The organism is Burkholderia sp. MSh2 (assembly GCF_000731655.1).
Classification (GTDB): Bacteria; Pseudomonadota; Gammaproteobacteria; order Burkholderiales; family Burkholderiaceae; genus Burkholderia; species Burkholderia paludis.
Genome location: NZ_JPGM01000100.1, coordinates 1 through 21959, shown reverse-complemented (window position 1 = coordinate 21959; position 21959 = coordinate 1). Strand labels below are relative to the sequence as shown.

Here is a 21959-nt window from a genome sequence, read left to right as displayed (position 1 = left end):
GCGACACCCGGCCCAGCCCGGCCCAGCCCGTCGAACCGGCGCGTCCGGGGGACAGCTTGGCGGTGCCGGGCCGGCTGTCACGCCTTGCGTGAAATGGAGGTGACGCGTCAGGCGATGCACCGGGAATATTCATCGCGTAGGATGATGGGGCAGTAACACGCGCCCACCCGCGCAACATGGCCGGACGCCCGCCGCCGCGTGCGCGGCGAGGTCCGGCGGGCGCGCCTTCTGATCCGGGCGCACGTCGAACCCGCGCGTGCGACCCGCCTGACTACCGGAGATGGCATGACCGAACCTGTTACCGTCCGCCGCGCCGACGCGCGCGACGCGAGAGCCTGCGTCGACGCGCTGGCCGACGTGCTGATCGATTGCGTCGAGGGGGGCGCGTCCGTCAGCTTCATGCTGCCGATCGAGCGACAGGCCGCCGTCGCGTTCTGGACGGGCGTGGCCGACGGCGTCGCGAACGGCGAGCGCATCCTGCTCGTCGCCGAGGATGCGGCCGGCCGGATCGTCGGCACCGTGCAGGTCGTGACCGCGCAGCCCGAGAACCAGCCGCATCGCGCGGACGTCGCGAAGATGCTCGTGTCGCGGCACGCGCGCCGCCAGGGCATCGCCGCGCGGCTGATGGCGGCGGCGGACGCGGCCGCGCGCGACGCCGGCAAGACCGTGCTCGTGCTCGATACCGTGACGGGCGGGGACGCCGAGCGGCTGTACGAGCGGGCCGGCTGGCAGCGCGTCGGCGTCGTGCCGAACTATGCGCTGATGCCTGACGGCACGCCGTGCGCGACCACGTATTTCCACAAGCAGCTCGCGTAGTCGCGCACGTCATGCATCCCGTCGCCCCCGCGATCCTGTTGCTCACGCTCGCGGCCGGCGTCGTCGCGCTGTTCGCGCCCGCGTTGCTGGCGGCCGCATGGCGACGCCGCACGCAGGTGCCGTGGCGCGTGTTTTTCTACGGCATGCTGACCTTCTTCGTGTTCCAGCCGGTATTGCGCCTGTCGTGGCAGATCCCGCTGACCCGCTGGTTCGCTCATCATTCGCACCGGCATCTGCCGATGCTGGTGCTCGCGGCGCTGACGGCCGGGCTCTTCGAGGAAGTCGGCCGCTGGGTCGCTTTCCGGTATCTGCTGCCAAAGCGGCACGATACGTCGACTGCCGTGATGCTCGGCCTCGGGCACGGCGGGATGGAGGCGATGCTGCTGGTCGGCGTCGGCTTTCTCGCGCTCGGCACGGGTTATCTGCTGGCGCAAGCGGGCGTCGTCGTGCCCGAAGGCGTGCAGGCCGTGATCGGCGCGCAGCTAGCGGGGATGACGCCCGCGACGCCGTTTCTCGCGCTGCTCGAACGCGCGAGCGCGCTGGCCGCGCACGTCGGGCTGTCGCTGATCGTGCTGCAGGCGTTCGTGCGCGGCAAGAAGCGCTGGCTCGCCTATGCGATCACGATCCACTTCGTGTTCGACCTCGCCGTCGTGTTGCTGACGCGGCACTGGCATGTCGATACGGTACGGGTCGAGGCGATCCTGTTCGTATGCAGCGCCGCGCTGCTGTGGCTCGCGGTGCGCTGGAGCCGCCGCGGGGCGGAGGCCGGCGCCACGGGCACGGGGCGCGCCGTGTGACGCGCGGCGCCCGTTTCAGCCGTGCGCGGTGGGGTTCGGTCGCTGCAGGGCCGGTCGCGCCGCCGTTCGCCATCGGCCGGCGAGGCTCAGGACCATGCCGGCCGTGACGATCGCGATGCCGGCCAGCGCCGGCGCGTGCGGCCGTTCGTCGAGCAGCAGCACGGCCTCGAGCGTGGCGAGGAGCGGCATCAGCGCGCCGAAGGTCGCGCCGATCGCCGGGCCGAGCGCGACGACGGCCTGGCTGAAGCAGTAGAGGGCCAGCACCGACATCAGCACACCCTGATAGATCGCCTGCGTGGCGATCGCCCCGGCCGGCGCGTGCAGTATCGCGCCGCCGCGTGCGGCCAGATAAAGCGGGCAGTAGAGCACGGCGGAGCCGACCGACACGACGGCCGTCGTGTGCAGCGCGCCGGTGGCGGCGCGTTTCGCCGTGACGTTGTAGACGGCCCACAGCAGGCCGCCGAGCACGAACAGCGCGAGGGCCGGCAGCCCGATCGCGTCGCGCATCGCGTCGGATGCGGTCAGTGCGATGCCGCCCAGGATCGCGACGATCCCGCCAACCTGCGCGGCGCTCAGCCGCTCGTGCGTGACTTGCCGGCCGAGGATCGCGGTGAACGCGATCATGCTGCCGGGTGTCAGCGCGAAGTAGCCGACCGGCGCGCGGCTCAACGCCGCCGCGACGGTCAGGATGTAGGGCGCGCCGGCGCCGGTCATCATCAGCGCGACCGTTGCCGGGCGCAGCGTGCCGAGGCCGTAGCGCAGCAGGACGGGCAGCAGCAGCGTGCCCGATATGGCGAAGCGGATGAATGCGATGTCGTATGCGTCGAGTGTCGCGTGCGTGACGCCGAGGCGCGTGACGACCGGAAAGCCGCCCCAGATGAGCGCCGCGAGCAATCCATGGCAAATGCCGTTGAGCCGTTCGTTCCTGTTCATGTCCTGTCCTTGCCGTGCGGCCGTCGAGCGTGTCGTCGCGAGCCGTCAGGGGCAAGGATGCGGTGTGCCAGGTTATCCGTCCAATATATTATTCATGCGCTATTAAGTCGTAGAAAGTCTTTGTTTGCGCAGGGCGGGTGAAACGCGGCCACATGCGCCGGGGCATGCCCCGCCGCGTGCACCGCACCGCCGGACCTGAAAACGGGGCCGGCATCGCTGCCGGTCCGATATATTGGCGCAGGAAGACCCGAACCGAACGCACCGGAACCGCCGCCTCGATGAAACGCTCCCACGTCGTCTTTGCCCTCACGGGCCTGCTCGTCGCGCTGCCGATTGCCGCGTATGCGCTCGTCAAGCCGCTGCGCGTCGTCGCGCCCGCACTGGTTCACGGCGTGTCGTGCCCGAGCGCGGACATCTGCACGGACGATGTCGCGAGGCTCGACGATGCGCGGCGGCTCTATCTCGACGGCTATGCGCGCGCGGCGTCGGCCGTCGGCGCGTTCCGCGAGGCGCCGCGCGTCGTGTTCTGTTCGACCCGTGCGTGCGCCGATGCCTTCGGCGTCGGCACGCGCGCGGCGCTGACGCTCGGGAGTTTCGGCGTGGTCGTCGCGCCGCGCGGCTGGCAGACCTACTTTCTCGCACACGAGCTGATCCATCACCGTCAGGCGGAAGCGCTCGGCAACCTGGCCGTCGCGACGAAGCCGCGCTGGCTGATCGAGGGGATGGCGTATTCGCTCAGCGGCGATCCGCGCCGTCCGCTGGCGGAGCCGTTCGAATCGTGGCGCACGCGTTTCGACGCGTGGCATGCGGCGCTGGGCGGGCAGCCGCTATGGGATGCCGCGCGGGCCGTTGAATAGCGCGGCAGGCGTGACGCGCGGCCGCGTGCGTCGTCATGCCGGCGCGACCGGATCGCCGCGTCCGGCGGCGAGCGAGTCCCGCCCTGCATCGAGGATCGCGTCGGCCAGCGCGGGATCGGCGCCGGCCACCGCGCGCGACAGCACGAGCGCGCCGACCATCTGGCTGAAGGCGGCGAGCGTGTCGCGACGCGTTTGCGCCGGGGCCGCGCCTTCCGTGGCCACCATCCGTTCCATCCGGCCGAGATAGGCGGCGAGGCCGTGCGCGTAGCACGCGCGCGCCGCATCGTTCAGCCGCGGCGCGTCGCCCGCGAAACCGGACAACGGGCAGCCGGCCTCGACGTTGTCGCGATGCGCGGCCGACAGATACACGGCCGCGAGCGTATCGAGACTGTCGGTATTCGGCGAATCCGCACGGTCCTGCATCGCCTTCTCCAGCACCGCGGCGACCAGCGCGTCCTTCGACTTGAAGTGGTTGTAGAAGCCGCCCTGCGTGAAGCCAGCGGCCTTCATCAACTCCGTCAGCCCCACGGCGTCGACCCCGTGCACGCGGAACAGCCGTTCGGCGGCCGCGACGATCGCGCTCCGGTTCTCGGCGGCCTGTTGTCTTGAAACGCCCATCGATCTCTCCCTGATTGTTTGCGATCGCGTCGATCGAAAAACACAATGTCGATCGCCATTGACATGCCTGTTCGGCGCGAACACAATGCCACGCAAAGACAATGGTGATCGACATTGATATCGAGTGTAGCCGACCCGGCGCGCGGTGCGAAGCCCCGGCGGCACGCGAGATGGCAATCGATCGGCGTCTTTGGCGCCGCCGGGCGATGGGCAGCGGACGGCTCGCCGTCTGCCGGCGGGGGCGCCGCGATTCGGTACGCAAGGGCAGCCTGTGTTTCCACCGGATCTCACGCGCGGCGAGCCGGCGCGCATGCGATTCATCATGCGAAAGGAACGATCATGAAGATCGAAGGTGCAGTGGTGTTCGTCACGGGCGCGAATCGCGGGCTCGGGCGCGAGTTTGCGAAGCAGGCGCTGGCGAGGGGCGCGCGCAAGGTCTATGCGGCGGCGCGCGATCCGGCCGCGGTGACGCTGCCGGGCGTCGTGCCCGTGAAGCTCGACGTGACCCATCCGGCGGCGATCGCCGCGGCGGCCGACGCGGCGCGCGACGTCACGCTGCTGATCAACAACGCGGGCATCGCGCGGCTCGGCAGCCTGACGGACGACGGCGCGGCCGAGACGCTGCGCGATCACCTGGAGACCAACGTGTTCGGGATGCTGGCGATGTCGCGCGCGTTCGCGGGCACCCTCGCCGACAACGGCGGCGGCGCGATCCTGAACATCCTGTCCGTCGCGAGCTGGGTGAACCGGCCGCTGCTGTCGGGCTACGGCGTGTCGAAATCGGCTGCGTGGGCGCTGACCAACGGGCTGCGGCAGTCGCTGCGCGAGCAGCGCACGCAGGTCGTCGGACTGCATGCCGGCTTCATCGATACCGACCTGACGGCGGGCTTCGACGTGCCGAAGGCCGCGCCGGCCGACGTCGTGCGCCAGGCGTACGACGCCATCGAAGCGGGGGAGGAAGAGGTGTCGACCGACGAGTTCACGCGGCAGGTGAAGGCCGCGCTGTCGTCGGGCGTGTATCTGGAAGCGCCGGCGCCGCGCTGACGCCGCCGGGCGGGCGAGCCCGCCGCGCGCGACGCGGCGGGCCGGGCCGTCAGGCCGTGGTGTCGACGATGCCGGGGATCTTCACGTCCGGGTTCACGTCCGCGTCGTAGTCGACGCCGGCGATCTCGAAGCCGAACAGCCGCAGGAAGTCGGTCTTGTAGCCGGTGAAGTCGGTCAGTTCGTACAGGTTGTCGTTCGTCACGTGGTTCCACTGCGCGACGACCTTCGCCTGCACCTGCGGGTCGAGTTCCTTGTAGTCGGCGCGCAGGCGGCCGTCCGCGTCGAGGTGCGGCGTCGCGCCGTACAGGCTGTCCTTGAACAGGCCGTACACCTGCTCGATGCAGCCTTCGTGCGTGCCGGTTTCCTTCATCGTCTTGAACAGCAGCGACAGGTACAGCGGCATCATCGGGATCGCCGAGCTTGCCTGCGTGACGACGGCCTTCAGCACCGACACGCGTGCATCGCCGCCGTGCGCGGCCAGCTTTTCGCGGATCGACAGCACTTTCTTGTCGAGATCCTTCTTCGCTTCGCCGATCGAGCCGTTCCAGTAGATGTCGTGCGTGATCTGTTCGCCGAGATACGTGAACGCGGTGGTCTTCGCGCCGTCGGCCAGCACGCCGGCTTCATCCAGCGCGTCGATCCACATCTGCCAGTCCTCGCCGCCCATCACCGCGACGGTGCCGTCGATCTCTTCCTGCGTGGCCGGTTCGAGCGTGACCTCGCGGATCACTTCCTTGTCGGTGTCCAGGCCGCGGAACGACACCGTCTTGCCGATCGGCTTGAGCGTCGAGCTGATGGTTTCGCCCGTCTTCGGATGCGTGCGGCGCGGCGCCGCGAGGCTGTAGACGACGAGATCGACCTTGCCGAGATCCTTTCGGATGGTGTCGATCGTGACTTGCTTGACCTGGTCGGAGAACGCGTCGCCGTTGATGCTGCGCGCATAGCGCCCCTGTTCGGCGGCGAATTTCTCGAACGCAGCGGTGTTGTACCAGCCGGCCGTGCCGGGCTTCGATTCGCTGCCTGCGCGCTCGAAGAACACGCCGAGCGTGTCCGCGCCCGAGCCGAACGCGGCCGAGATCCGGGCTGCGAGGCCGTAGCCGGTCGACGCGCCGATCACGAGCACCTTTTTCGGGCCATTGGCGATCGGGCCGTGCGAAGTGACGTAGTCGATCTGTTCCTTGACGTTGGCTTCGCAACCGACCGGATGAGTCGTCACGCAGATGAAGCCACGCACGCGCGGTTTGATGATCATGGAAACCTCTAGTCAGAAAGGCGGGTACGGCCTGAATTCGGGAAAATCCCGCGCATTGTAAAGGAAGCGGCCGATTGCGGGCGGGCGCGGCCGGACGGTACCGGTTCACCCGGTTATTTCTCTCTTGACAGAAATAACTGAAATGCCTAAATTTCACGGCATGGAACTCACACCGATTGCCGAACGATTCATTCTCCACTGGGGCGAAATGGGCTCGCGGTGGGGCGTCAACCGCACCGTCTCGCAGATTCACGCGCTGCTGTATCTGGCCGGCCGGCCGATCGCGGCCGACGAGATCGCCGAGACGCTCAACGTCGCGCGCTCCAACGTCAGCACGAGTCTGAAGGAACTGCAGGCGTGGCGGCTGGCGAAGGTCGTGCACGTGCTGGGCGATCGCCGCGACCATTTCGAGACGTCGACCGACATCTGGGAACTGTTCAAGCTGATCGTCGAAGGGCGGCGGCAGCGCGAGATCGAACCGACGCTCACGGTGCTGCGCGATTGCCTGACGAATCCGGAGATCGCGAACGAGAGCCGCGAAACCGAGCAGCGCATCCGCGACACCCTGCAGTTCGTCGAGACGCTCACGACCTGGTCGGATGAGATGCTGCGGCTCAAGCCCGATACGCTGATGAAGGCGCTCGGCATCGGCGCGAAGATCAGCCAGACGGTCAGGCGCAAGCCGTCGAAGTAAGCGGGGCGCGCAGTGCGGGCAGGCAGCCCGCTTTTTTTGGGGTCGTTATTTCTGTCGTTACAGAAATAACTGTAAATAAAGGATGAAGATGAACGCAATCCGGCCGTCGACCTGCCCGCCCGCCCGCACCGGGGCGCACGGCATGACCGTGCTCGTGTGCGGCGCGAACGGCTTCATCGGGCGGGCACTGTGCGCGCGGCTCGAAGCCGGCGGCCATCGCGTGCTGCGCGGTGTGCGCCATGCGGTCGGCCCGCGCGACGTCGGGATCGATTTCGCGACGGACGTCGAGCCCGACGCGTGGCTGGCGCGGCTGGCCGGCGTCGACGTGGTGATCAATGCGGTCGGCATCCTGGCCGACCGGCGCGGCGCGACCCTCGACGCCGTGCATCGCGCCGCGCCGTGCGCGCTGTTCGCCGCGTGCTGCCGGGTGGGCGTGCGGCGCGTGATCCAGATCTCGGCACTCGGCGCCGAGCGTGGCGATACGCGCTACTTCGCCAGCAAGTACGCGGCCGACCGCTTCCTGCAGACGCTGCCGATCGAGTTCCGGATCGTGCGTCCCGCGCTCGTGTACGGCGAGTCCGGCGCGTCGGCGGGCTTTTTCCGGATGCTCGCGAGCCTGCCCGTGCAGGTCCTGCCGGCGGGCGGCCGCCAGCGGCTGCGCCCCGTGCACGTCGACGATCTCGCCCAAGCCGTGGCGCGGTGCGTCGACGCGCCGGCCGGCGGCTCTCCGGTGATCGACGTCGTCGGCAACGACGAAGTCGACTATCGCGGGATGCTGGCCCGTTATCGCGCCGCGCTGGGCTTTCCGCCGGCCGTCCGCGTGACGCTGCCGGGCCCGCTCGCGGGCGCGGCGGCCGCGTTGCTCGGCACGCTGCCGGGCGCGATGTTCACGCGCGACACGTGGGCGATGCTGCGCGCCGGGAACACCGGCGATCCGGCGGCCGTCACGGCCCTGCTCGGCCGGCCGCCGCGCGGCATCGACGGCTTCATCGGCGCGGACGCGGTTGCGCTGCGTCGCGACGCGCTCGCGAGGTGGCGTCGTCCGCTGCTGCGCGGCGCGCTCGCGATCGTCTGGATCTGGACGGCCGTCGCCAGCGCGTTCGTCCATCCGCTGCACGCGAGCCTGGCATTGCTCGCCCCGGCGCACCTGACGGGGCTGCCCGCGCTGATCGCGCTCTACGCGGCAAGCGCGCTGGACTTCGCGTTCGGCGTCGCGACCGTCGCCGCGCCGTCGCGGCGCCTGTGGGCGGCGCAGGCGGCGCTGATCGTCGCGTATTCGGCCGTCATCGCGGTCACGATGCCCGGCCTGCTGGCCGAACCGTTCGGCCCCGTGCTCAAGAACGTGCCGATTCTCGCCATCCTGCTGATCCTGTTTTCCGAAGAAGAACACGCATGAATACCTATCTCGTCGTCAAGGCGCTTCACATCCTGTCCTCGGTGCTGCTGGTCGGCACGGGGTTCGGCACCGCGTTCTACCTGTTCTTCGCGAACCGCACGCGCTCGGTGCCCGCGATCGCGGCCGTGTCGCGGCTCGTGGTGCGCGCGGACTGGTGGTTTACGACGCCGGCCGTGATCTTCCAGCCCGCCTCGGGGTTGTGGCTCGCGCACACGGCCGGCTGGCCGTGGCAGACGCCGTGGCTGCTCGCGTCGATCGTGCTGTATGCGATCGCCGGCGCATGCTGGCTGCCGGTCGTGTGGCTGCAGGTCGAACTGGCCGCGATGGCGAAGCTCGCTCACGCGAACGGCGCCGCCGCGTTGCCGGAGCGCTACTGGCGCTACGCGAAGCGCTGGGAGCTGCTCGGCTATCCGGCGTTCGTCGCGATGCTGAGCGTGTATTTCCTGATGGTGCTCAAGCCGATGTAGGTGCGGCGCCGCCGCGCGGGCGCGGCGGTGCGACGCACCGGAAGGCCGCCGGTCGATCCACGATGCAGGCGATAACGAAAAGGAGTACGAATCATGGGCTCAAGTGAACTGGTGCTGTACTTCGACGGACGATGTCCGTTATGCGCCGCGGAAATACGGCGTCTCGGGGCCCGGGATGCGCGGCGCCGGCTGGCGTTCGTCGATATCGCCGAGCCAGGCTTCGATCCCGCGCCGCTGGGCGTCGAGCTGTCCGCGCTGAACCGCGAGCTGCACGCGCGCCTGCCCGACGGACGCATGCTGACCGGCGTGGACAGCATCCTGGCCGCCTATACGCTGGCCGGAGGGGGCTGGCGCGTCTGGCCGCTTCGCGTACCGGTCGTGCGCCGCGCGCTGACGCCGCTGTATCGCCGCCTCGCGCGCGACCGGCATACGGTATCGCGCTGGCTCGGCTACCACGCCGACGCGTCGTGCGCCGGCGCGGCGTGCGGCAGCGACCGCGCCGCCGGGCGCTCGGCGGATCGTCCGGCGCACGACCGCGCGCGCCGCCTCGTGGTGAGCTGGATGTTCGGCGCCGCGATCGCGCACCTGCTGGTCGGCATGGCCGTTCCGTGGGTGGCCGGCGCGCCGTGGCTCGACGGCTATCACCGCGTCGTCGAGCTGCATTTCTGGGCGGGCGCGGCGCCCGAGCCGGCGCGTGCCCAGCAGATCTGGTGGATGTCGCTGATCGGCGCGACGGTGCAGTGCGCGTCGGTCTGGATGCTGGCGCTCGTCCACCTCGGCAACCGGCTGCGTCGGCGCGAAGTGTGGGGATGGCTGCTGGCCGGCCTGCTGATCTGGGCGCCGCAGGACATCCTGTTTTCATTGGAGGCCCGCGTATGGGGCCACGTGGCGGTCGACGCGGCGGCACTCGTCGCGATGGTGCCGCCGCTCGTCTGGCTGTGGAGGAGGGACACCGTATGAACACCTTGCCTGCTTTCGACTGGGCGCTCAACCTGCTGATCGTGCAGGGCGCGATGGGCGCATTCGATACGCTCTATCACCATGAGCTCACGCAGGACCTGCCGCACAGCCCGCGCGCGCGGCTCGAGCTGGCGATTCACGCCGTGCGTTCCGTGCTGTATGGCCTCGTGTTCGCGTCGATCGCGAACGTGGCCTTTCACGGCGCCTGGGTCGCGGCCATCGCGGCGGTGGTGGTCGTCGAAGTGGTGCTGACGTTGTGGGATTTCGTCGTCGAGGACCAAAGCCGCAAGCTGCCGGCCACCGAGCGCGTGCTGCACACGCTGCTGGCCGTCAATGGCGGCGCGCTGTTCGGGATGATCGCGATGCAACTGGCCGCGTGGGCGCACGAGCCGACCGCGTTGCAGGCGATCGACCTTGGCTGGCGCGGCTGGGTGCTCAGCCTGTTCGCCGTCGGCGTGACGGTGTCGGGAGTCCGCGACGGCATGGCGGCGTGCCGGATCGCAGGACGCGCGCCGGCCGCCAATCCGTTCGCGGGTCAGCCGCCGGGCAACGTGCTCGTGACCGGCGGGACCGGCTTCATCGGCGAAACCCTCGTGAGTTCGCTGCTCGATGCGGGGCATGCGGTGACGCTGCTGGCGCGCGATCCGCTGCGCGCGGCCTACCTGTTCCATGGCCGCGTGCGCAGCGTCACGGCGATCGAACAGTTGCAGCCGCACGAGCGTTTCGACACGGTCATCAATCTCGCGGGGGCGCCGGTGCTGGGCGGGCGCTGGAGCAAGCGCCGGCAGGCGCTGCTGCTCGCCAGCCGCGTCGGCGTGACCGAGTCGCTGATGCGCTGGGTCGAGACCGCCGAGGTCAAGCCGCGCACGTGGGTCCAGGCATCGGCGATCGGCTACTACGGCGTGCGTCCGGCCGACGAGCGGCTCGACGAAGGCAGCCGCGCCGGCACCGGCTTCATGGCCGAGCTGTGCCGGCAGTGGGAGCAGTCCGCGCAGCCGCTCGAGCGCCACGGGGTGCGCGCGGTGGTGCTGCGGCTGGGCCTCGTGTTCGGCCCCGGCGGCGCGTTGCGCTCGATGCTGCTGCCGCATTACTTCGGCATGGGCGGGCGCTTCGGCGACGGCGCGCAGGCGATGAGCTGGATCCACCGGGACGACGTGCTGCGCATCGTCGCGCGCGCGATGTCGAACCCGGGCATGCGCGGCGTCTACAACGCGGTCGCGCCGGCGCCGTTGACCCAGCGCGAGTTCGTGCAGGTCGTGGCGAAGGTGCTGCGCCGTCCCGCCTGGCTGCACGTGCCGGCCGCGCCGCTGCGTTACGCGATGGGCGAGATGGCCGAGCTGCTGCTGGACGGCCAGCGCGTGATGCCCGCGCGGCTGCATCAGGACGGGTTCATGTTCCGCTTCCCGACGGCCGAGCACGCGCTGCGCGACCTGACGAATCGGCCGCATGCGGATTTTCCGCGCACGGCATGCCGTTTCCCGCGCGGTCGTGTATAAATTCGGCGTGAATCCGCCCGGGCGCCGTCGTGCGTCCCGGGCGTTCCGCATCCGACCCAACAAGGAGACTGCATGCTGCGCATCCTCGGCAAGATCCCGTCCATCAACGTCCGCAAGGTGCTGTGGCTGTGCACCGAGCTGGACTTGCCGTTCGAACAGGAAGACTGGGGCGCGGGCTTTCGCGCGACCGACGATCCGGCCTATCTCGCGCTGAACCCGAACGGTCTCGTGCCCGTCATCAAGGACGACGATTTCGTGCTCTGGGAATCGAACACGATCATCCGCTATCTCGCGAACCGTCATGGCGGCGACGCGCTGTATCCGGCCGAGCCGCAGGCGCGCGCACGGGTCGATCAATGGATCGACTGGCAAGGTTCGGACCTGAACCGCTCGTGGGTCGGCGCGTTTCTCGGCCTCGTGCGGAAATCGCCCGATCACCAGGATCCGGCCGGTATCGCGCAGTCGATCGCGGGCTGGACGAAGCACATGCGCGTGCTGAATGCGCAGCTCGAGGCGACCGGCGCGTTCGTGGCCGGCGCCACCTTCACGCTCGCGGACATTCCGATCGGCCTGTCGGTGAACCGCTGGTTCGGCACGCCGTTCGAGCATCCGGAGTTCCCGGCGGTGTCGCGCTATATCGAACGTCTCGCGACGCGCGAGGGCTTCAAGCGGTACGCGGGCAGCGCGAACCCGTGACACGCCGCCGGCCGCGCGCGGCGCGGCCGGCGTTGCCACGGCAGCAGCAGCGCGGCCGGCGCGCGAGGGCGCGCCGTCGTCACGCGCCGGCCGCCGGCACCGCCGCGAGCACGCGTGCGAGGAACGCCTCGTGGTTCCACGCGGATTCCGGCCTCGACAGCCCGAGCCGCACGACCACCAGTTGCCGGCTCGGCACCACGCTCACGAACTGGCCCTCATGGCCGATCGCATGAAACGCGTCGGCCGGCATCGCGACCGCATGCGGATCGCGATCGTTGAACGGCTCCGGCACCTTGACCCACAGCTGCGCACCGTACGCCTGGTCCGACGACTGCGGCGTCGCGCGCGTCAGGTAGCGCACCCACCCCTCGGGCAGCAGTCGCTGGCCGTTCCACACGCCGTCCTGCAGCAGCAACTGCCCGAAGCGCGCCCAGTCGCGCGCGCTCGCATACAGGTAAGACGGGCTGACGAACGTGCCGGACGCGTCGGGCTCGAAGACCGCGCTGCGCATCCCGAGCGGCGCGAACAGCGCGCGGCGCGGAAACGCGAGGTAGTCGTCCTCGCTGCCGCCCAGCGCTTCGCGCATCACGCGCGCGACGATCGCGCTCGTGCCGCTCGAGTAGTCCCACCGTGTGCCGGGCGCCGCGGCGAGCGGCTTCGCCGACGCGAACCGCGCGGTATCGGGCTGCGTGAACAGCATCACGGCCACGTCGGACAGCGGGTCGTCGTAGTCCTCGTTGAATTGCAGGCCGCTCGTCATCCGCAGCAGCTCGTCGAGCGTGATGGCCGCGCGCGGATCGCCGCCGCTGCGCCATTCGGGCAGCAGCGCCGCGGTGTCGGGCGACAGCCGGTGCTGCGCGACGAGCGTGCCGACCAGCGCGGCCGTCACGGTCTTCGTCATCGACCAGCCGGGCAGCGGCGTATCGGCCGTGAAGCCGGGCGCATAGCGTTCGGCGATCACCTGGCCGCGCCACATCACGACGACCGCGCGCGTGCGTCGCGGCCGTGCCGGATCGGGTTCGTCGAACGCGCGGTCGAGCGCGGTCCGCAGTCTGGCGGCATCGATGCCGGCGGGCGCCGCCGCCGGTGCCGGCTGCGCGGGCGGCGGATCGGGGAGGGGCGGCAAGGCAGCCGGCAGCGCGGCCTGCGACGTGCTCGACGGCGGCCCGGGCACGAGCGTGCAGCCGAGCCCGGGCCGGAACTCGGCTTCGCGCTCGGCGAAGCCGGCGAAGGTCGCCACGGCGCGATGGCGGCCGGGATCGAGCGACGGGCGTACCAGCTTCAGCAGCGGATGCACGCCGGCCATGATGTCGACGTCGATCACGGACGCGGCCGGGCGGCCCGACACGTAAACGCCGGAACACAGCGCCTTGGCCGCATAGCCGGTCGCGATCGGCGCGAGCCGGGACAGCATGTAGCCCGTGTAGCCGGCACCTGCGACGAGCGCGAGCGCAGTGCCGCGCAGGATCAGCTTCTTGAGGGAGATCGTCATGTGCGAGCGTCCTCGGTGGCGTGCCGGCCGGCAACGATCAGGCAGTGTCGCAGGTTCGGGCGCCGCGTTGCAATCGCGACGTCGTGACGCGTGGCGATCGGCACGTTGTCGTGCAGCGAACGGGTTGAAACTGCACGGGCCGTCGGCCGATAATCGTCCGGCATTGCTCTCCCAGTCAAACCGTTATCGGAAAACGCCATGTCCTACGACAACAACAACCCGTTCGCAAAAATCCTGCGCGGCGAACTGCCGTGCGTGAAGGTTGCGGAAGACGACGCAACCCTCGCGATCATGGACCTGATGCCGCAGGCCGACGGCCACGTGCTCGTGATTCCGAAGGAGCCGGCCGCGCAGATTTTCGACCTGTCCGCCGACGGGGCGGCGGCCGGCATCCGCATGACGCAGCGCGTCGCGGCGGCGGTGCGCGCCGCGTTCGAGCCGGACGGCGTGTTCATCGGCCAGTTCAACGGCGCGGCAGCCGGCCAGACGGTCCCGCACGTGCATTTCCACGTGATTCCGCGCCGGGAAGGCGCCGAGCTGCGGATGCATGCGCGCGAGATCGCCGACGCGGCGACGCTCGAAGCGCTCGCGCAGCGCATTCGCGCGCATTTCGTGTAACGCGTCGACGGCGCGCGGCGCGACGGCGGCCCGCCGGCCGGGCGTCGCGGCGCCGCCGGCTGTTTCAGCGGTCATGCGGGGTAACACGTGTAACCGCCCGGGAAACTCGGCCGTGCAAGCCCGGCGCTAGACTCGGCGCATTGCTTCATCGAGCGACAGGAAGGGCGGATCGCCTCTTCGTGCCGGTCGCCGCAGGTCGCGGCGGCGCGGCTTTCGCAAGATGCCATTCGTCTTTCGCGCCGGGAATCGAGCCATGTCCAGACTTCTCATCACGCTTGCCCTGATCGGCGGCCTGTCCGGCTGCTACGTCGCGCCGCCTTACGGCTATGCGCCCGCGCCGGCCTACTACGGCTACGCGCCGGCGTATTACGCGCCGCCCGTCAGCGTCGGGATCGGCGGCAACTTCCGCATCCGCTGATCCGGCGCGGGGCCCCGGCCCCGGCTGCACCGCCGGGGCGGCGGCATTGCGCCCGGCGCATCGCGCGGATTCGCGTGCCGTTTGACGGCGGCGCGCCGCGCGGCGTGCGGCGTGTGCGCGGTTCCTCTCCCTCACGGGAGAACGCATTCCGGCGAGGCCGCCATGACCGTCCCCCGCAAGGTCGCAGCCCTGTCGGGCATTTCCACGCTCGTCTATCTCGGGCTTGCGGTGCTCGGCAGCGGCGGGTTCGCCGCTTTCTTCTCGCCCCCGCCGCTGACCGTCGTCGTGGTCGCGACGCTGGCGATGGCCGTCGCCGCGATGTTCACCGAAGGCAACCTGAGCAGCGGCGAACGCGAGAACCGCGACAACCGCTGGGTGCTCGCGGCGTTCGCGGTCTGCGGGTTCCTGCTCGCGTACCTGCCCGCGCTGACCGACCGGCTGGATTTCTGGACCGTCGGCGGCGCCGCGGTGCGCTGGACCGGCGTCGTGCTGTATGTCGCGGGCGGCGTGCTGCGGATCTGGCCCGTATTCGTGCTCGGCAAGCGCTTCAGCGGGCTGGTCGCGATCCAGCCGGGCCATACGCTCGTGACCGACGGCATCTACCGCCGCGTCCGCAATCCAAGCTATCTCGGCCTGCTCGTCAACGCGCTCGGCTGGGCGCTGGCGTTCCGCTCGGGCGTCGGCGTGCTGCTGGTCGTCTCGATGACGGTGCCGCTCGTCGCGCGGATCCGCTCCGAGGAGGCGCTGCTGCGCGCGCAATTCGGCGCCGAATATGACGCGTACTGCGCGCGGACCTGGCGCCTGCTTCCCGGCGTGTACTGACCGCTCCCTTCATTTCTTCCAATCCGTTCTTTCGGCGCGCTCACGGCGCATGCCCGATGTGTTGCCACGTGTGTCCCGAATGCGCGATCGCGTCGGCGGCCGGCCTGTCGCCGCGTGCGGCCGGGCCCTTGCCAAAGCCAATGCCCGCACGGGTTTCCGGGTTTTCCGGACGGACGTTTACGGTTGGTTATTCGTAAACAACTTGTTACCAGAATGTCCGGGGCAAGGAGCCGGGACCGGTGCTATTCTTCGCCGCAAGCTCATTGAAATAAACGGGTCCGCGGTTTGGCGCCTCACCTGGCGCGGCGTCGATCGATTCAGATCGTCGTATCGAGCGGACCTTCGATAACCCGATTGCGAACAAGGAAGAATCCGGGAATGTGGAAGAAAATCGCACCCGCTCTCGTCGTCGCCGCGCTGACCGGCGCGACTGCGCTGCCGGCCTTGGCAGGTGACATGAACAACGCGCTTGGCGGCGCGCTCGGCGGGGTCGCCGGCGCAGCGGTCGGCGGTGCGCTCGGCGGCAGCACGGGCTCGGTGATCGGCGGCGCCATCGGCGGCGGCGCGGGTGGCGCGGTGACGTCGAATCGTCACGAGCGCACCGGCGCGATCATCGGCGGCGCGCTCGGCGGCGGCGCGGGCACCGCGGCAGGCAACGCGATGGGCGGCCGCACCGGCGGCCTGCTGGGCGCGGCGGTCGGCGGCGGCGCGGGCGCGGCGCTCGGCGGCAACCTGTCGCGCAGCTCGTACGAACGCGACCACGGCGATCGCGGCTACCGTCATCGCAAGCATCGCCACCGCCGCGACTGGGACTGATCGCCGCTGGCGTGGCACGGTGCGCACCGGCGCACCGGCGCACCGATCGCATCGGCCCCGACCTGCGATTCGGCCCGGCGGCTCTGCCGGGTCGCCGTCGCCGGCAACATCGCCCCCTTTTCCTGCTTCATCCACCGCTGCCTGCTGACCGACCGACGGCCCGACCCGTCTCCCTTCCCGCCGTATTTCCCGCTTTCCGACCGCAGTGCTTGTGGCACCTGAATACACCCGTGCAGCGCAGGCGGGCGCTATTTGCCGTTAGCCCGGTTCACCCGGCTCACCCGACTCACCCGACTCACCCGACTCACCCGACTCGCCCGACTCGCCCGACTCGCCCGATTCGCCCGATTCGCCCGATTCGCCCAATGCGCCCAATGCGCCCAATGCGCCCAATGCGCCCAATGCGCCCAATGCGCCCAGCTCGCTTTCCCGCTTCGCTTTGACGGTCCGACGGCCTGACGGCAGCCCGTGACCGACGCGGCTTGCCGCCACGCACACGTCAGTGCTCTCCCGACCGCGTCACCCGATGGATCGCAACCCGCGAGCGCGAACTGCCTTGCCGCTGTCGTCCGTATCGCGTCATGGCGGCGTTCCGGCGCACCTGTGTGTGGCCGCATTCGTCAGGATTTCCCCGATAGCCAGGCCGCCGCGCCACGCTCCTTCGCCGCACATCGCGGGTTCCAGCGGGCAGTGGGAAATCGAATGGAATCCATCGCAACATTTAATTGGTCGATTGAGGGTGACTTCGCTATCGTCGGCGATGCCCGTGTACGGAGCCGAACCGTGCCGTCAGCCGCGCCTCGCCGCACGATCGCGCGGCCCGGCCGCCGGCCCCGCAAGCAGGGGGCCGCCGCGTTCGATGAGCCGGAAGACCCCGTCGCGAAGCCTGGCCGACCGAACGAGGGCGCATGCGCCTTCAAGCCACCCCGGCAACGAAGTCCCGCCGCCGCCCGCGCGCCCAGCGCGTGTGCGTGCCGCCCGATGCCGTTGGCGCCCGGGGCTGCCCAACCCATTGCCTGGATGCACCATGTCTAAGACAACGTATTACGCGCCGCACGGCGGCCACCCGCCGCAGACGGATCTGCTGACCGATCGCGCGATGTTCACCGAGGCGTACGCGGTGATCCCGAAGGGGGTGATGCGCGACATCGTCACGAGCTGGCTGCCGTTCTGGACGAACACGCGCCTGTGGGTGATCGCCCGCCCGCTGTCGGGTTTCGCCGAAACCTTCTCGCAATACATCGTCGAAGTGAACCCGGGCGGCGGCAGCGACAAGCCCGAGCAGGACAGGAACGCCGAAGCCGTGCTGTTCGTCGTCGAAGGCGAGGCCGAGCTGACGCTGCAGGGCGCGAAGCACACGCTGAAGCCGGGCGGCTACGCGTTCATTCCGCCGGGCGCCGACTGGACGCTGCACAACGTCAGCGATGCGGCGGTGCGCTTCCACTGGGTTCGCAAGCATTACCAGGCCGTCGACGGCATTCCGCTGCCGGAGGCATTCGTGACCAACGAGCAGGACGTCGAGCCGATCCCGATGCCGGGCACCAACGGCGCATGGGTGACGACGCGCTTCGTCGACATGAGCGACATGCGCCACGACATGCACGTGAACATCGTGACGTTCGAGCCGGGCGGCGTGATTCCGTTCGCCGAGACGCACGTGATGGAGCATGGGTTGTACGTGCTCGAAGGCAAGGCCGTCTATCGCCTGAACCAGGACTGGGTCGAGGTCGAGGCGGGCGATTTCATGTGGCTGCGTGCGTTCTGCCCGCAGGCATGCTATTCGGGCGGCCCCGGCCGCTTCCGTTACCTGCTGTACAAGGACGTGAACCGTCACATGAACCTGACGCTGAACCCGGCGCGCTGAGCGCCGCGCCGGCAGTCGAACGCGAAAGCCCGCCGGCGCAATGCCGGCGGGCTTTTCTTCATGCCGGGATCGCTGCCCGGACCAATACGGCGGGCGCATCCGGGCGGGCGGCGACGGTCGGTCGGGGCCGCACCGGCGACCGTGCCCGCGCCGGCAAGACGCGGGCGCCGCGCGTCATCCCGCCGGTCGGTCGCGCAATGGCGCATCGGCCAGACGCAGGTCGTGCGCCAGGTCGATCAGCGCGCGCAACCGCGCGGGCACGAAACGATGGCCCGAGTAATAGAGCCGCAGCCCGCCGAACGACGGACACCACGGTACGAGCACCGGCACCAGGGCGCCGGCCTCCAGTTCTTCGGCGATGAACCATTCCGAGATGAAGCCGATGCCCAGCCCGGACAGGATGGCCTGCTTGATGGCGGCCAACTCGTTGAGCGCGAGCCGCACGGGCAGATCCATCTGCAGCTTCTGTCCCTTGCGTTCGAGTTCCCAGTGATAGATGCCGCCGTGGGACATGCGCATGCCGATGCTTTGATGTTCGAGCAGATCGCGCGGATGGCGAGGCGTGCCGTGACGTTTCAGATACTCGGGCGTCGCAACCACCAGCATGCGGATGTCGCGCGAGAGCGCCACGGCGATCATGTCCTGCGGCACGGATTCGGCCAGGCGAATGCCGGCGTCGTAGCCTTCGGCGACGATGTCGATCATGCGCGACTCGCTCACGATGTCGATGCGGACCTCGGGATAGCGCTGCGCATACGGGACCAGGAGCGGTTCCATCAGCAGCGGCGTCGCGCCCTGCGGTGCGTTGATGCGCAGCGTGCCGCTGGGCTGGCCGGACCCGGTGCCGGCCTCCTCGCCGGCGCTCCGGATCTCGGCGAGCGCCGGCGCGATGCGCGTCACGTAGCGCTGGCCGGCGTCGGTCAGCGACACGCTGCGGGTCGAGCGGTTGAACAGCCGCACCTTCAGGCGCGCTTCCAGCCCGGCCACGGCGCTGCTGACCGCCGTCGTGGACATGCCCAGCTCCAGCGCCGCGCCGCGAAAGCTGCTGCGGCGCGCGACGGCCAGGACCACTTCCAGCTCGGTCATTCCGGTGCGATGCATCGATTGTCCTGATTTTCGGGATGAGTCATAAGCGATAAGGTGGCTTATCAGAACAGTAACGTATTCCTAGACTGCGTGTCGTGACAGCTTGTCGGATACGCACAAAGGAGTACGCAGCATGCAACGCATCGAACAGATCTACATCGACGGCGCATTCGTGACGCCGCACGGCAGCGAATGGTTCGACCTGCACGACCCGAGCACCGAGCAGGTGATCGGCCAGGTCCGCCTCGGCGACGCGCAGGACGCCGGGCAGGCGATCGCGGCCGCGCGGGCCGCGTTCCCCGGCTGGTCGCGCACCACGCGGGCACAGCGCCGCGCCGCGCTCACGGCCATGCTCGAGGCCGTCGTCGCGCGGGAGGACGACCTGATGCAGGCGATCGTGACCGAATACGGCGCGCCGACGGTGCGCGGCCGCTGGATGGCGACCTATCCGGCGGACGCGATCCGGCAGGCCATCGCCGCGCTGGAATCGTTCGTGTTCGAGGAGCAGGCCGGATCGGCCCGCGTGGTCATGACGCCGGTCGGCGTGGCCGGCCTGATCACGCCGTGGAACAGCGATGCCGGGTTCATCTGCAACAAGCTCGCCACCGCGCTGGCGGCCGGCTGCACCGCGGTCATCAAGCCCAGCGAGATGAGCGCGATGCAGACGCAGATCGTGACCGAGGCGCTGCATGCGGCGGGCTTGCCGAAGGGCGTGTTCAACATCGTCAACGGGCGCGGCGACGTGGTCGGCGACGCGATCTCGCGCAGCCCGGATGTCGCGAAGATCTCCTTCACCGGCTCGTCCGCGGTGGGCCGGCATCTGGTGAGCGCGGGCGCGGCCACGATGAAACGCGTGACGCTGGAACTCGGCGGCAAGTCGCCCACGGTCGTGCTCGACGATGCGGATTTCGCGAGCATCATGCCGCTCGTGCTGCAGGCGGGATTCATCAACAGCGGCCAGGCGTGCATCGCGGGTACGCGCGTCCTGGTGCCGCGCCGCCGGCTCGCGGAATTCGAAGCGGCGATCACGCAGGCGGTGGCGCACGTCCGTTCCGGCGATCCGCGCGACGCGGGCACCGACATCGGGCCGATGGTGAGCGCGAAGCAATGGGAACGCGTGCAGGACTACATCCGTATCGGGCAGGAAGAAGGCGCGGTGCTGCTGGCGGGCGGTGAGGGGCGGCCCGACGGCCTGCGCGCCGGGTGGTACGTGAAACCCACGGTCTTTTCGCGGGCGAGCAACCGGATGCGCATCGCACAGGAGGAAATCTTCGGCCCGGTGCTGACCATCATTCCCTATGAGGACGATGCCGATGCGATCGCCATTGCCAACGACACGCGCTACGGCCTGAGTGCGGTGGTGCTGGGCCAGGACGCGGAGCGTTGCGAGCGCGTGGCGCTGCGGATCGACGCCGGCCGCGTGCTCGTCAATACGCTGGCGCATGAGCCGCTTGCGCCGTTCGGCGGTTTCAAGCATTCGGGCCTGGGGCGCGAAATGGGCCGGTGGGGCATCAGCGCGTACCTGGAACCCAAGACCCTGATCGGGAGCGCCGGCCGGGTGGCGTGAGCCGGCGTGGCGATCCGGCGCCCCTGCATGCCCGCAGGGGCGTTCGCGTTTCCCGGCATGCCGCATCGCATGCCGTGCGACAAGGCGTTGCCGGGGATGGCGCCCCGGGGCGCAACGGATGCATGCGGTGCGTGCGATGCGGCGCGTGCGCACGGCGCAGGGCCGCCCGCGAATGCGGCGGTGTTGCGCGCCTACGCGTCGAGCGCGTGCGCGGCGTGGTGGGCGACCGCCAGCCGCGTATCGGGCGGCAGGCCGTCTTCGATCAGCCACAGGGCCGACAGGCCCGCCCACGCCAGAATCCACCGCAGCAGCCGGCGACGGTCGAGCTGCGCGGCATCGGCCACGACCTCGACGCGCCGCGCGAAGCGCGCGCGATCGGCCGCGATGTCGTGCGCAGGATTGCAGAACAGGTTCGCGTAGTCGAACGCGCGATCGCCGCGCAGCCCTTTCGGGTCGATCGCGAGCCAGCCGCGATCGCCGAAATGCAGGATGTTGCCGTGATGGATGTCGCCGTGCAGCACGACTTCGTCGACGGACGGCGCGGCCAGCAGTTGGCGCGCGACCGTCGCCGCGCGGCGCAGCACGTCGTTGGCCGAAGCATCCGACAGCAGCGCATCGAACCAGTCGTGCAGCGGCACGAGCGCAGGCGCTCCCGGCGCACGGTGCGCATGCAGCCGCGCGACGACGTCGCATGCGATACGCATCGCGTCGTCGTCGCGGCCCGATGCCGAGTAACCGGCCAGCGACGGCGCAGGCTGCGCGCGTTCGAGCAGGATCGCGTCGCGGTCGTGCCGCCATACCTGCGCCGCGCCTTGCCCGTTCCACCAGATCATCAGCGCGTTGCCGCGCCGCTCTTCGTCGCAGGTGGCGACCTTCAGCATCGCGTGCCGCGCGTGCCGGAGAACGGGCAGCACGCCGCCGCTCGCGGTCAGGATCGCGTCGCCGTCGCGGACGAGGCCCCACGGGCCGATGTATCGATCGAACATGACGCGATGGTACAGGCGAACCGGATCGGGCGCCGCGCGGTTCGCCCGGCGGCGTTGCGCGGGCCTGCGCAATTCGCGTGAACGGCTCGCCGTCCTTTCCTGAATAAAATTTAGCCTGCCCAACTTTGGCTAAATAATGTTCCGGTTTCGGCCTATCCCTTCGACAATGCGCGCCTTCCGTGACGGGGCACGCCAGATGCGCGCCGGCCGTCGCGGCGTTGAAGAAGGAGCCCGACATGACCGACCAGATCGCCCACCCACCCC

Annotated in this window: 22 protein-coding genes; 16 read left to right on the top strand and 6 right to left on the bottom strand. The window is 69.8% G+C overall.

Annotation, left to right across the window (positions count from 1 at the left end; genetic code table 11):
* The first annotated feature begins 285 nt into the window (after nt 1–285).
* Nucleotides 286–816: a GNAT family N-acetyltransferase gene (locus GQ57_RS36225; RefSeq protein ID WP_031402620.1), complete on the top strand. Its 531-nt coding sequence runs from the start codon at nt 286–288 to the stop codon at nt 814–816.
* A gap of 11 nt (nt 817–827) precedes the next feature.
* Nucleotides 828–1613: a YhfC family intramembrane metalloprotease gene (locus tag GQ57_RS36220; protein WP_034200415.1), complete on the top strand. Its 786-nt coding sequence runs from the start codon at nt 828–830 to the stop codon at nt 1611–1613.
* Nucleotides 1614–1628: 15 nt separating this feature from the next.
* On the opposite strand, the gene GQ57_RS36215 is transcribed toward GQ57_RS36220, so the two are convergent.
* Entirely contained in the window at nt 1629–2546 is a 918-nt protein-coding gene (locus GQ57_RS36215; RefSeq protein ID WP_075123078.1) for a DMT family transporter, read from the bottom strand.
* A gap of 278 nt (nt 2547–2824) precedes the next feature.
* Between GQ57_RS36215 and GQ57_RS36210 the strand changes: the two genes are divergently transcribed.
* Nucleotides 2825–3403, top strand: a complete 579-nt coding sequence (locus GQ57_RS36210; protein ID WP_034200414.1) for a membrane protein — start codon at nt 2825–2827, stop codon at nt 3401–3403.
* Nucleotides 3404–3436: 33 nt separating this feature from the next.
* Here GQ57_RS36210 and GQ57_RS36205 read toward each other — a convergent pair whose 3' ends face one another.
* Nucleotides 3437–4021, bottom strand: a complete 585-nt coding sequence (locus tag GQ57_RS36205) for a TetR/AcrR family transcriptional regulator (RefSeq protein WP_034200413.1) — start codon at nt 4019–4021, stop codon at nt 3437–3439.
* A 339-nt stretch (nt 4022–4360) separates the two neighbouring features.
* Here GQ57_RS36205 and GQ57_RS36200 point away from each other — a divergent pair, with 339 nt between their 5' ends.
* A complete protein-coding gene (locus GQ57_RS36200) occupies nt 4361–5065 on the top strand; it encodes an SDR family oxidoreductase (protein WP_031402615.1) in 705 nt (234 codons plus the stop codon).
* A 49-nt stretch (nt 5066–5114) separates the two neighbouring features.
* On the opposite strand, the gene fabV is transcribed toward GQ57_RS36200, so the two are convergent.
* Nucleotides 5115–6317: an enoyl-ACP reductase FabV gene (fabV, locus tag GQ57_RS36195; RefSeq protein WP_031402614.1), complete on the bottom strand. Its 1203-nt coding sequence runs from the start codon at nt 6315–6317 to the stop codon at nt 5115–5117.
* A gap of 160 nt (nt 6318–6477) precedes the next feature.
* Here fabV and GQ57_RS36190 point away from each other — a divergent pair, with 160 nt between their 5' ends.
* The 6 genes from GQ57_RS36190 to GQ57_RS36165 all read left to right on the top strand — a co-directional run bounded on the left by GQ57_RS36190 (nt 6478) and on the right by GQ57_RS36165 (nt 12026).
* Nucleotides 6478–7011 (top strand): GbsR/MarR family transcriptional regulator, encoded by a 534-nt coding sequence (locus GQ57_RS36190; protein WP_011353812.1) that lies wholly within the window; start codon nt 6478–6480, stop codon nt 7009–7011.
* Nucleotides 7012–7099: 88 nt separating this feature from the next.
* On the top strand, nt 7100–8407 hold the full coding sequence (locus tag GQ57_RS36185) for an SDR family oxidoreductase (protein WP_034200417.1): 1308 nt from the start codon (nt 7100–7102) through the stop codon (nt 8405–8407).
* Nucleotides 8404–8874 carry a DUF2269 family protein gene (locus tag GQ57_RS36180; protein ID WP_031402612.1) on the top strand — a complete coding sequence of 157 codons (471 nt, stop codon included), beginning with the start codon at nt 8404–8406 and terminating at the stop codon, nt 8872–8874. Before GQ57_RS36185 ends, GQ57_RS36180 begins: the two co-directional genes overlap by 4 nt.
* A 93-nt stretch (nt 8875–8967) precedes the next feature.
* Nucleotides 8968–9834, top strand: coding sequence for a thiol-disulfide oxidoreductase DCC family protein (locus GQ57_RS36175; protein WP_034200412.1), 867 nt, complete (start codon nt 8968–8970; stop codon nt 9832–9834).
* Nucleotides 9831–11330, top strand: a complete 1500-nt coding sequence (locus tag GQ57_RS36170) for a TIGR01777 family oxidoreductase (protein WP_034200411.1) — start codon at nt 9831–9833, stop codon at nt 11328–11330. Before GQ57_RS36175 ends, GQ57_RS36170 begins: the two co-directional genes overlap by 4 nt.
* A gap of 72 nt (nt 11331–11402) precedes the next feature.
* Entirely contained in the window at nt 11403–12026 is a 624-nt protein-coding gene (locus GQ57_RS36165) for a glutathione S-transferase family protein (protein WP_031402609.1), read from the top strand.
* Nucleotides 12027–12105: 79 nt separating this feature from the next.
* Here the strand turns inward: GQ57_RS36165 and GQ57_RS36160 are convergent, their stop codons facing one another.
* Entirely contained in the window at nt 12106–13518 is a 1413-nt protein-coding gene (locus GQ57_RS36160) for a serine hydrolase domain-containing protein (RefSeq protein WP_034200410.1), read from the bottom strand.
* 198 nt (nt 13519–13716) lie between these two features.
* Here GQ57_RS36160 and GQ57_RS36155 point away from each other — a divergent pair, with 198 nt between their 5' ends.
* The 5 genes from GQ57_RS36155 (at nt 13717) to GQ57_RS36140 (ending at nt 18056) form a co-directional block, all read left to right on the top strand.
* The gene (locus GQ57_RS36155) at nt 13717–14136 is read left to right on the top strand and encodes an HIT family protein (protein ID WP_031402606.1); all 420 of its coding nucleotides are present in this window, start codon (nt 13717–13719) and stop codon (nt 14134–14136) included.
* A gap of 253 nt (nt 14137–14389) precedes the next feature.
* Nucleotides 14390–14554: a hypothetical protein gene (locus GQ57_RS43490; protein ID WP_162836114.1), complete on the top strand. Its 165-nt coding sequence runs from the start codon at nt 14390–14392 to the stop codon at nt 14552–14554.
* Between the two features lie 162 nt (nt 14555–14716).
* Nucleotides 14717–15376, top strand: coding sequence for a methyltransferase family protein (locus tag GQ57_RS36150; protein ID WP_034200409.1), 660 nt, complete (start codon nt 14717–14719; stop codon nt 15374–15376).
* Nucleotides 15377–15754: 378 nt separating this feature from the next.
* Nucleotides 15755–16192, top strand: coding sequence for a hypothetical protein (locus GQ57_RS36145; protein ID WP_031402604.1), 438 nt, complete (start codon nt 15755–15757; stop codon nt 16190–16192).
* 1027 nt (nt 16193–17219) lie between these two features.
* Nucleotides 17220–18056 (top strand): bifunctional allantoicase/(S)-ureidoglycine aminohydrolase, encoded by an 837-nt coding sequence (locus tag GQ57_RS36140; protein WP_031402603.1) that lies wholly within the window; start codon nt 17220–17222, stop codon nt 18054–18056.
* Nucleotides 18057–18230: 174 nt separating this feature from the next.
* On the opposite strand, the gene GQ57_RS36135 is transcribed toward GQ57_RS36140, so the two are convergent.
* On the bottom strand, nt 18231–19142 hold the full coding sequence (locus GQ57_RS36135) for a LysR family transcriptional regulator (RefSeq protein WP_081896860.1): 912 nt from the start codon (nt 19140–19142) through the stop codon (nt 18231–18233).
* 133 nt (nt 19143–19275) lie between these two features.
* Between GQ57_RS36135 and GQ57_RS36130 the strand changes: the two genes are divergently transcribed.
* Nucleotides 19276–20709, top strand: coding sequence for an aldehyde dehydrogenase family protein (locus tag GQ57_RS36130; protein ID WP_034200407.1), 1434 nt, complete (start codon nt 19276–19278; stop codon nt 20707–20709).
* 191 nt (nt 20710–20900) lie between these two features.
* Here the strand turns inward: GQ57_RS36130 and GQ57_RS36125 are convergent, their stop codons facing one another.
* The gene (locus tag GQ57_RS36125; RefSeq protein WP_034200416.1) at nt 20901–21695 is read right to left on the bottom strand and encodes an aminoglycoside phosphotransferase family protein; all 795 of its coding nucleotides are present in this window, start codon (nt 21693–21695) and stop codon (nt 20901–20903) included.
* Nucleotides 21696–21959: the final 264 nt, after the last annotated feature.

Excerpts from the sequence above, each read along its gene's own strand:
- GQ57_RS36215 (WP_075123078.1), bottom strand. The coding sequence starts at position 2,546 with ATGAACAGGAACGAACGGCTCAACGGCATTTGCCATGGATTGCTCGCG.
- GQ57_RS36190 (WP_011353812.1), top strand. The coding sequence starts at position 6,478 with ATGGAACTCACACCGATTGCCGAACGATTCATTCTCCACTGGGGCGAA.
- GQ57_RS36130 (WP_034200407.1), top strand. The coding sequence starts at position 19,276 with ATGCAACGCATCGAACAGATCTACATCGACGGCGCATTCGTGACGCCG.
- GQ57_RS36165 (WP_031402609.1), top strand. The coding sequence starts at position 11,403 with ATGCTGCGCATCCTCGGCAAGATCCCGTCCATCAACGTCCGCAAGGTG.
- GQ57_RS36220 (WP_034200415.1), top strand. The coding sequence starts at position 828 with ATGCATCCCGTCGCCCCCGCGATCCTGTTGCTCACGCTCGCGGCCGGC.
- GQ57_RS36170 (WP_034200411.1), top strand. The coding sequence starts at position 9,831 with ATGAACACCTTGCCTGCTTTCGACTGGGCGCTCAACCTGCTGATCGTG.
- GQ57_RS36150 (WP_034200409.1), top strand. The coding sequence starts at position 14,717 with ATGACCGTCCCCCGCAAGGTCGCAGCCCTGTCGGGCATTTCCACGCTC.
- GQ57_RS36135 (WP_081896860.1), bottom strand. The coding sequence starts at position 19,142 with ATGACCGAGCTGGAAGTGGTCCTGGCCGTCGCGCGCCGCAGCAGCTTT.
- GQ57_RS36125 (WP_034200416.1), bottom strand. The coding sequence starts at position 21,695 with ATGTTCGATCGATACATCGGCCCGTGGGGCCTCGTCCGCGACGGCGAC.
- GQ57_RS36140 (WP_031402603.1), top strand. The coding sequence starts at position 17,220 with ATGTCTAAGACAACGTATTACGCGCCGCACGGCGGCCACCCGCCGCAG.
- GQ57_RS36155 (WP_031402606.1), top strand. The coding sequence starts at position 13,717 with ATGTCCTACGACAACAACAACCCGTTCGCAAAAATCCTGCGCGGCGAA.
- GQ57_RS36185 (WP_034200417.1), top strand. The coding sequence starts at position 7,100 with ATGAACGCAATCCGGCCGTCGACCTGCCCGCCCGCCCGCACCGGGGCG.
- GQ57_RS36145 (WP_031402604.1), top strand. The coding sequence starts at position 15,755 with ATGTGGAAGAAAATCGCACCCGCTCTCGTCGTCGCCGCGCTGACCGGC.
- GQ57_RS36205 (WP_034200413.1), bottom strand. The coding sequence starts at position 4,021 with ATGGGCGTTTCAAGACAACAGGCCGCCGAGAACCGGAGCGCGATCGTC.
- fabV (WP_031402614.1), bottom strand. The coding sequence starts at position 6,317 with ATGATCATCAAACCGCGCGTGCGTGGCTTCATCTGCGTGACGACTCAT.
- GQ57_RS36200 (WP_031402615.1), top strand. The coding sequence starts at position 4,361 with ATGAAGATCGAAGGTGCAGTGGTGTTCGTCACGGGCGCGAATCGCGGG.
- GQ57_RS36225 (WP_031402620.1), top strand. The coding sequence starts at position 286 with ATGACCGAACCTGTTACCGTCCGCCGCGCCGACGCGCGCGACGCGAGA.
- GQ57_RS36180 (WP_031402612.1), top strand. The coding sequence starts at position 8,404 with ATGAATACCTATCTCGTCGTCAAGGCGCTTCACATCCTGTCCTCGGTG.
- GQ57_RS36175 (WP_034200412.1), top strand. The coding sequence starts at position 8,968 with ATGGGCTCAAGTGAACTGGTGCTGTACTTCGACGGACGATGTCCGTTA.
- GQ57_RS36210 (WP_034200414.1), top strand. The coding sequence starts at position 2,825 with ATGAAACGCTCCCACGTCGTCTTTGCCCTCACGGGCCTGCTCGTCGCG.
- GQ57_RS36160 (WP_034200410.1), bottom strand. The coding sequence starts at position 13,518 with ATGACGATCTCCCTCAAGAAGCTGATCCTGCGCGGCACTGCGCTCGCG.
- GQ57_RS43490 (WP_162836114.1), top strand. The coding sequence starts at position 14,390 with ATGTCCAGACTTCTCATCACGCTTGCCCTGATCGGCGGCCTGTCCGGC.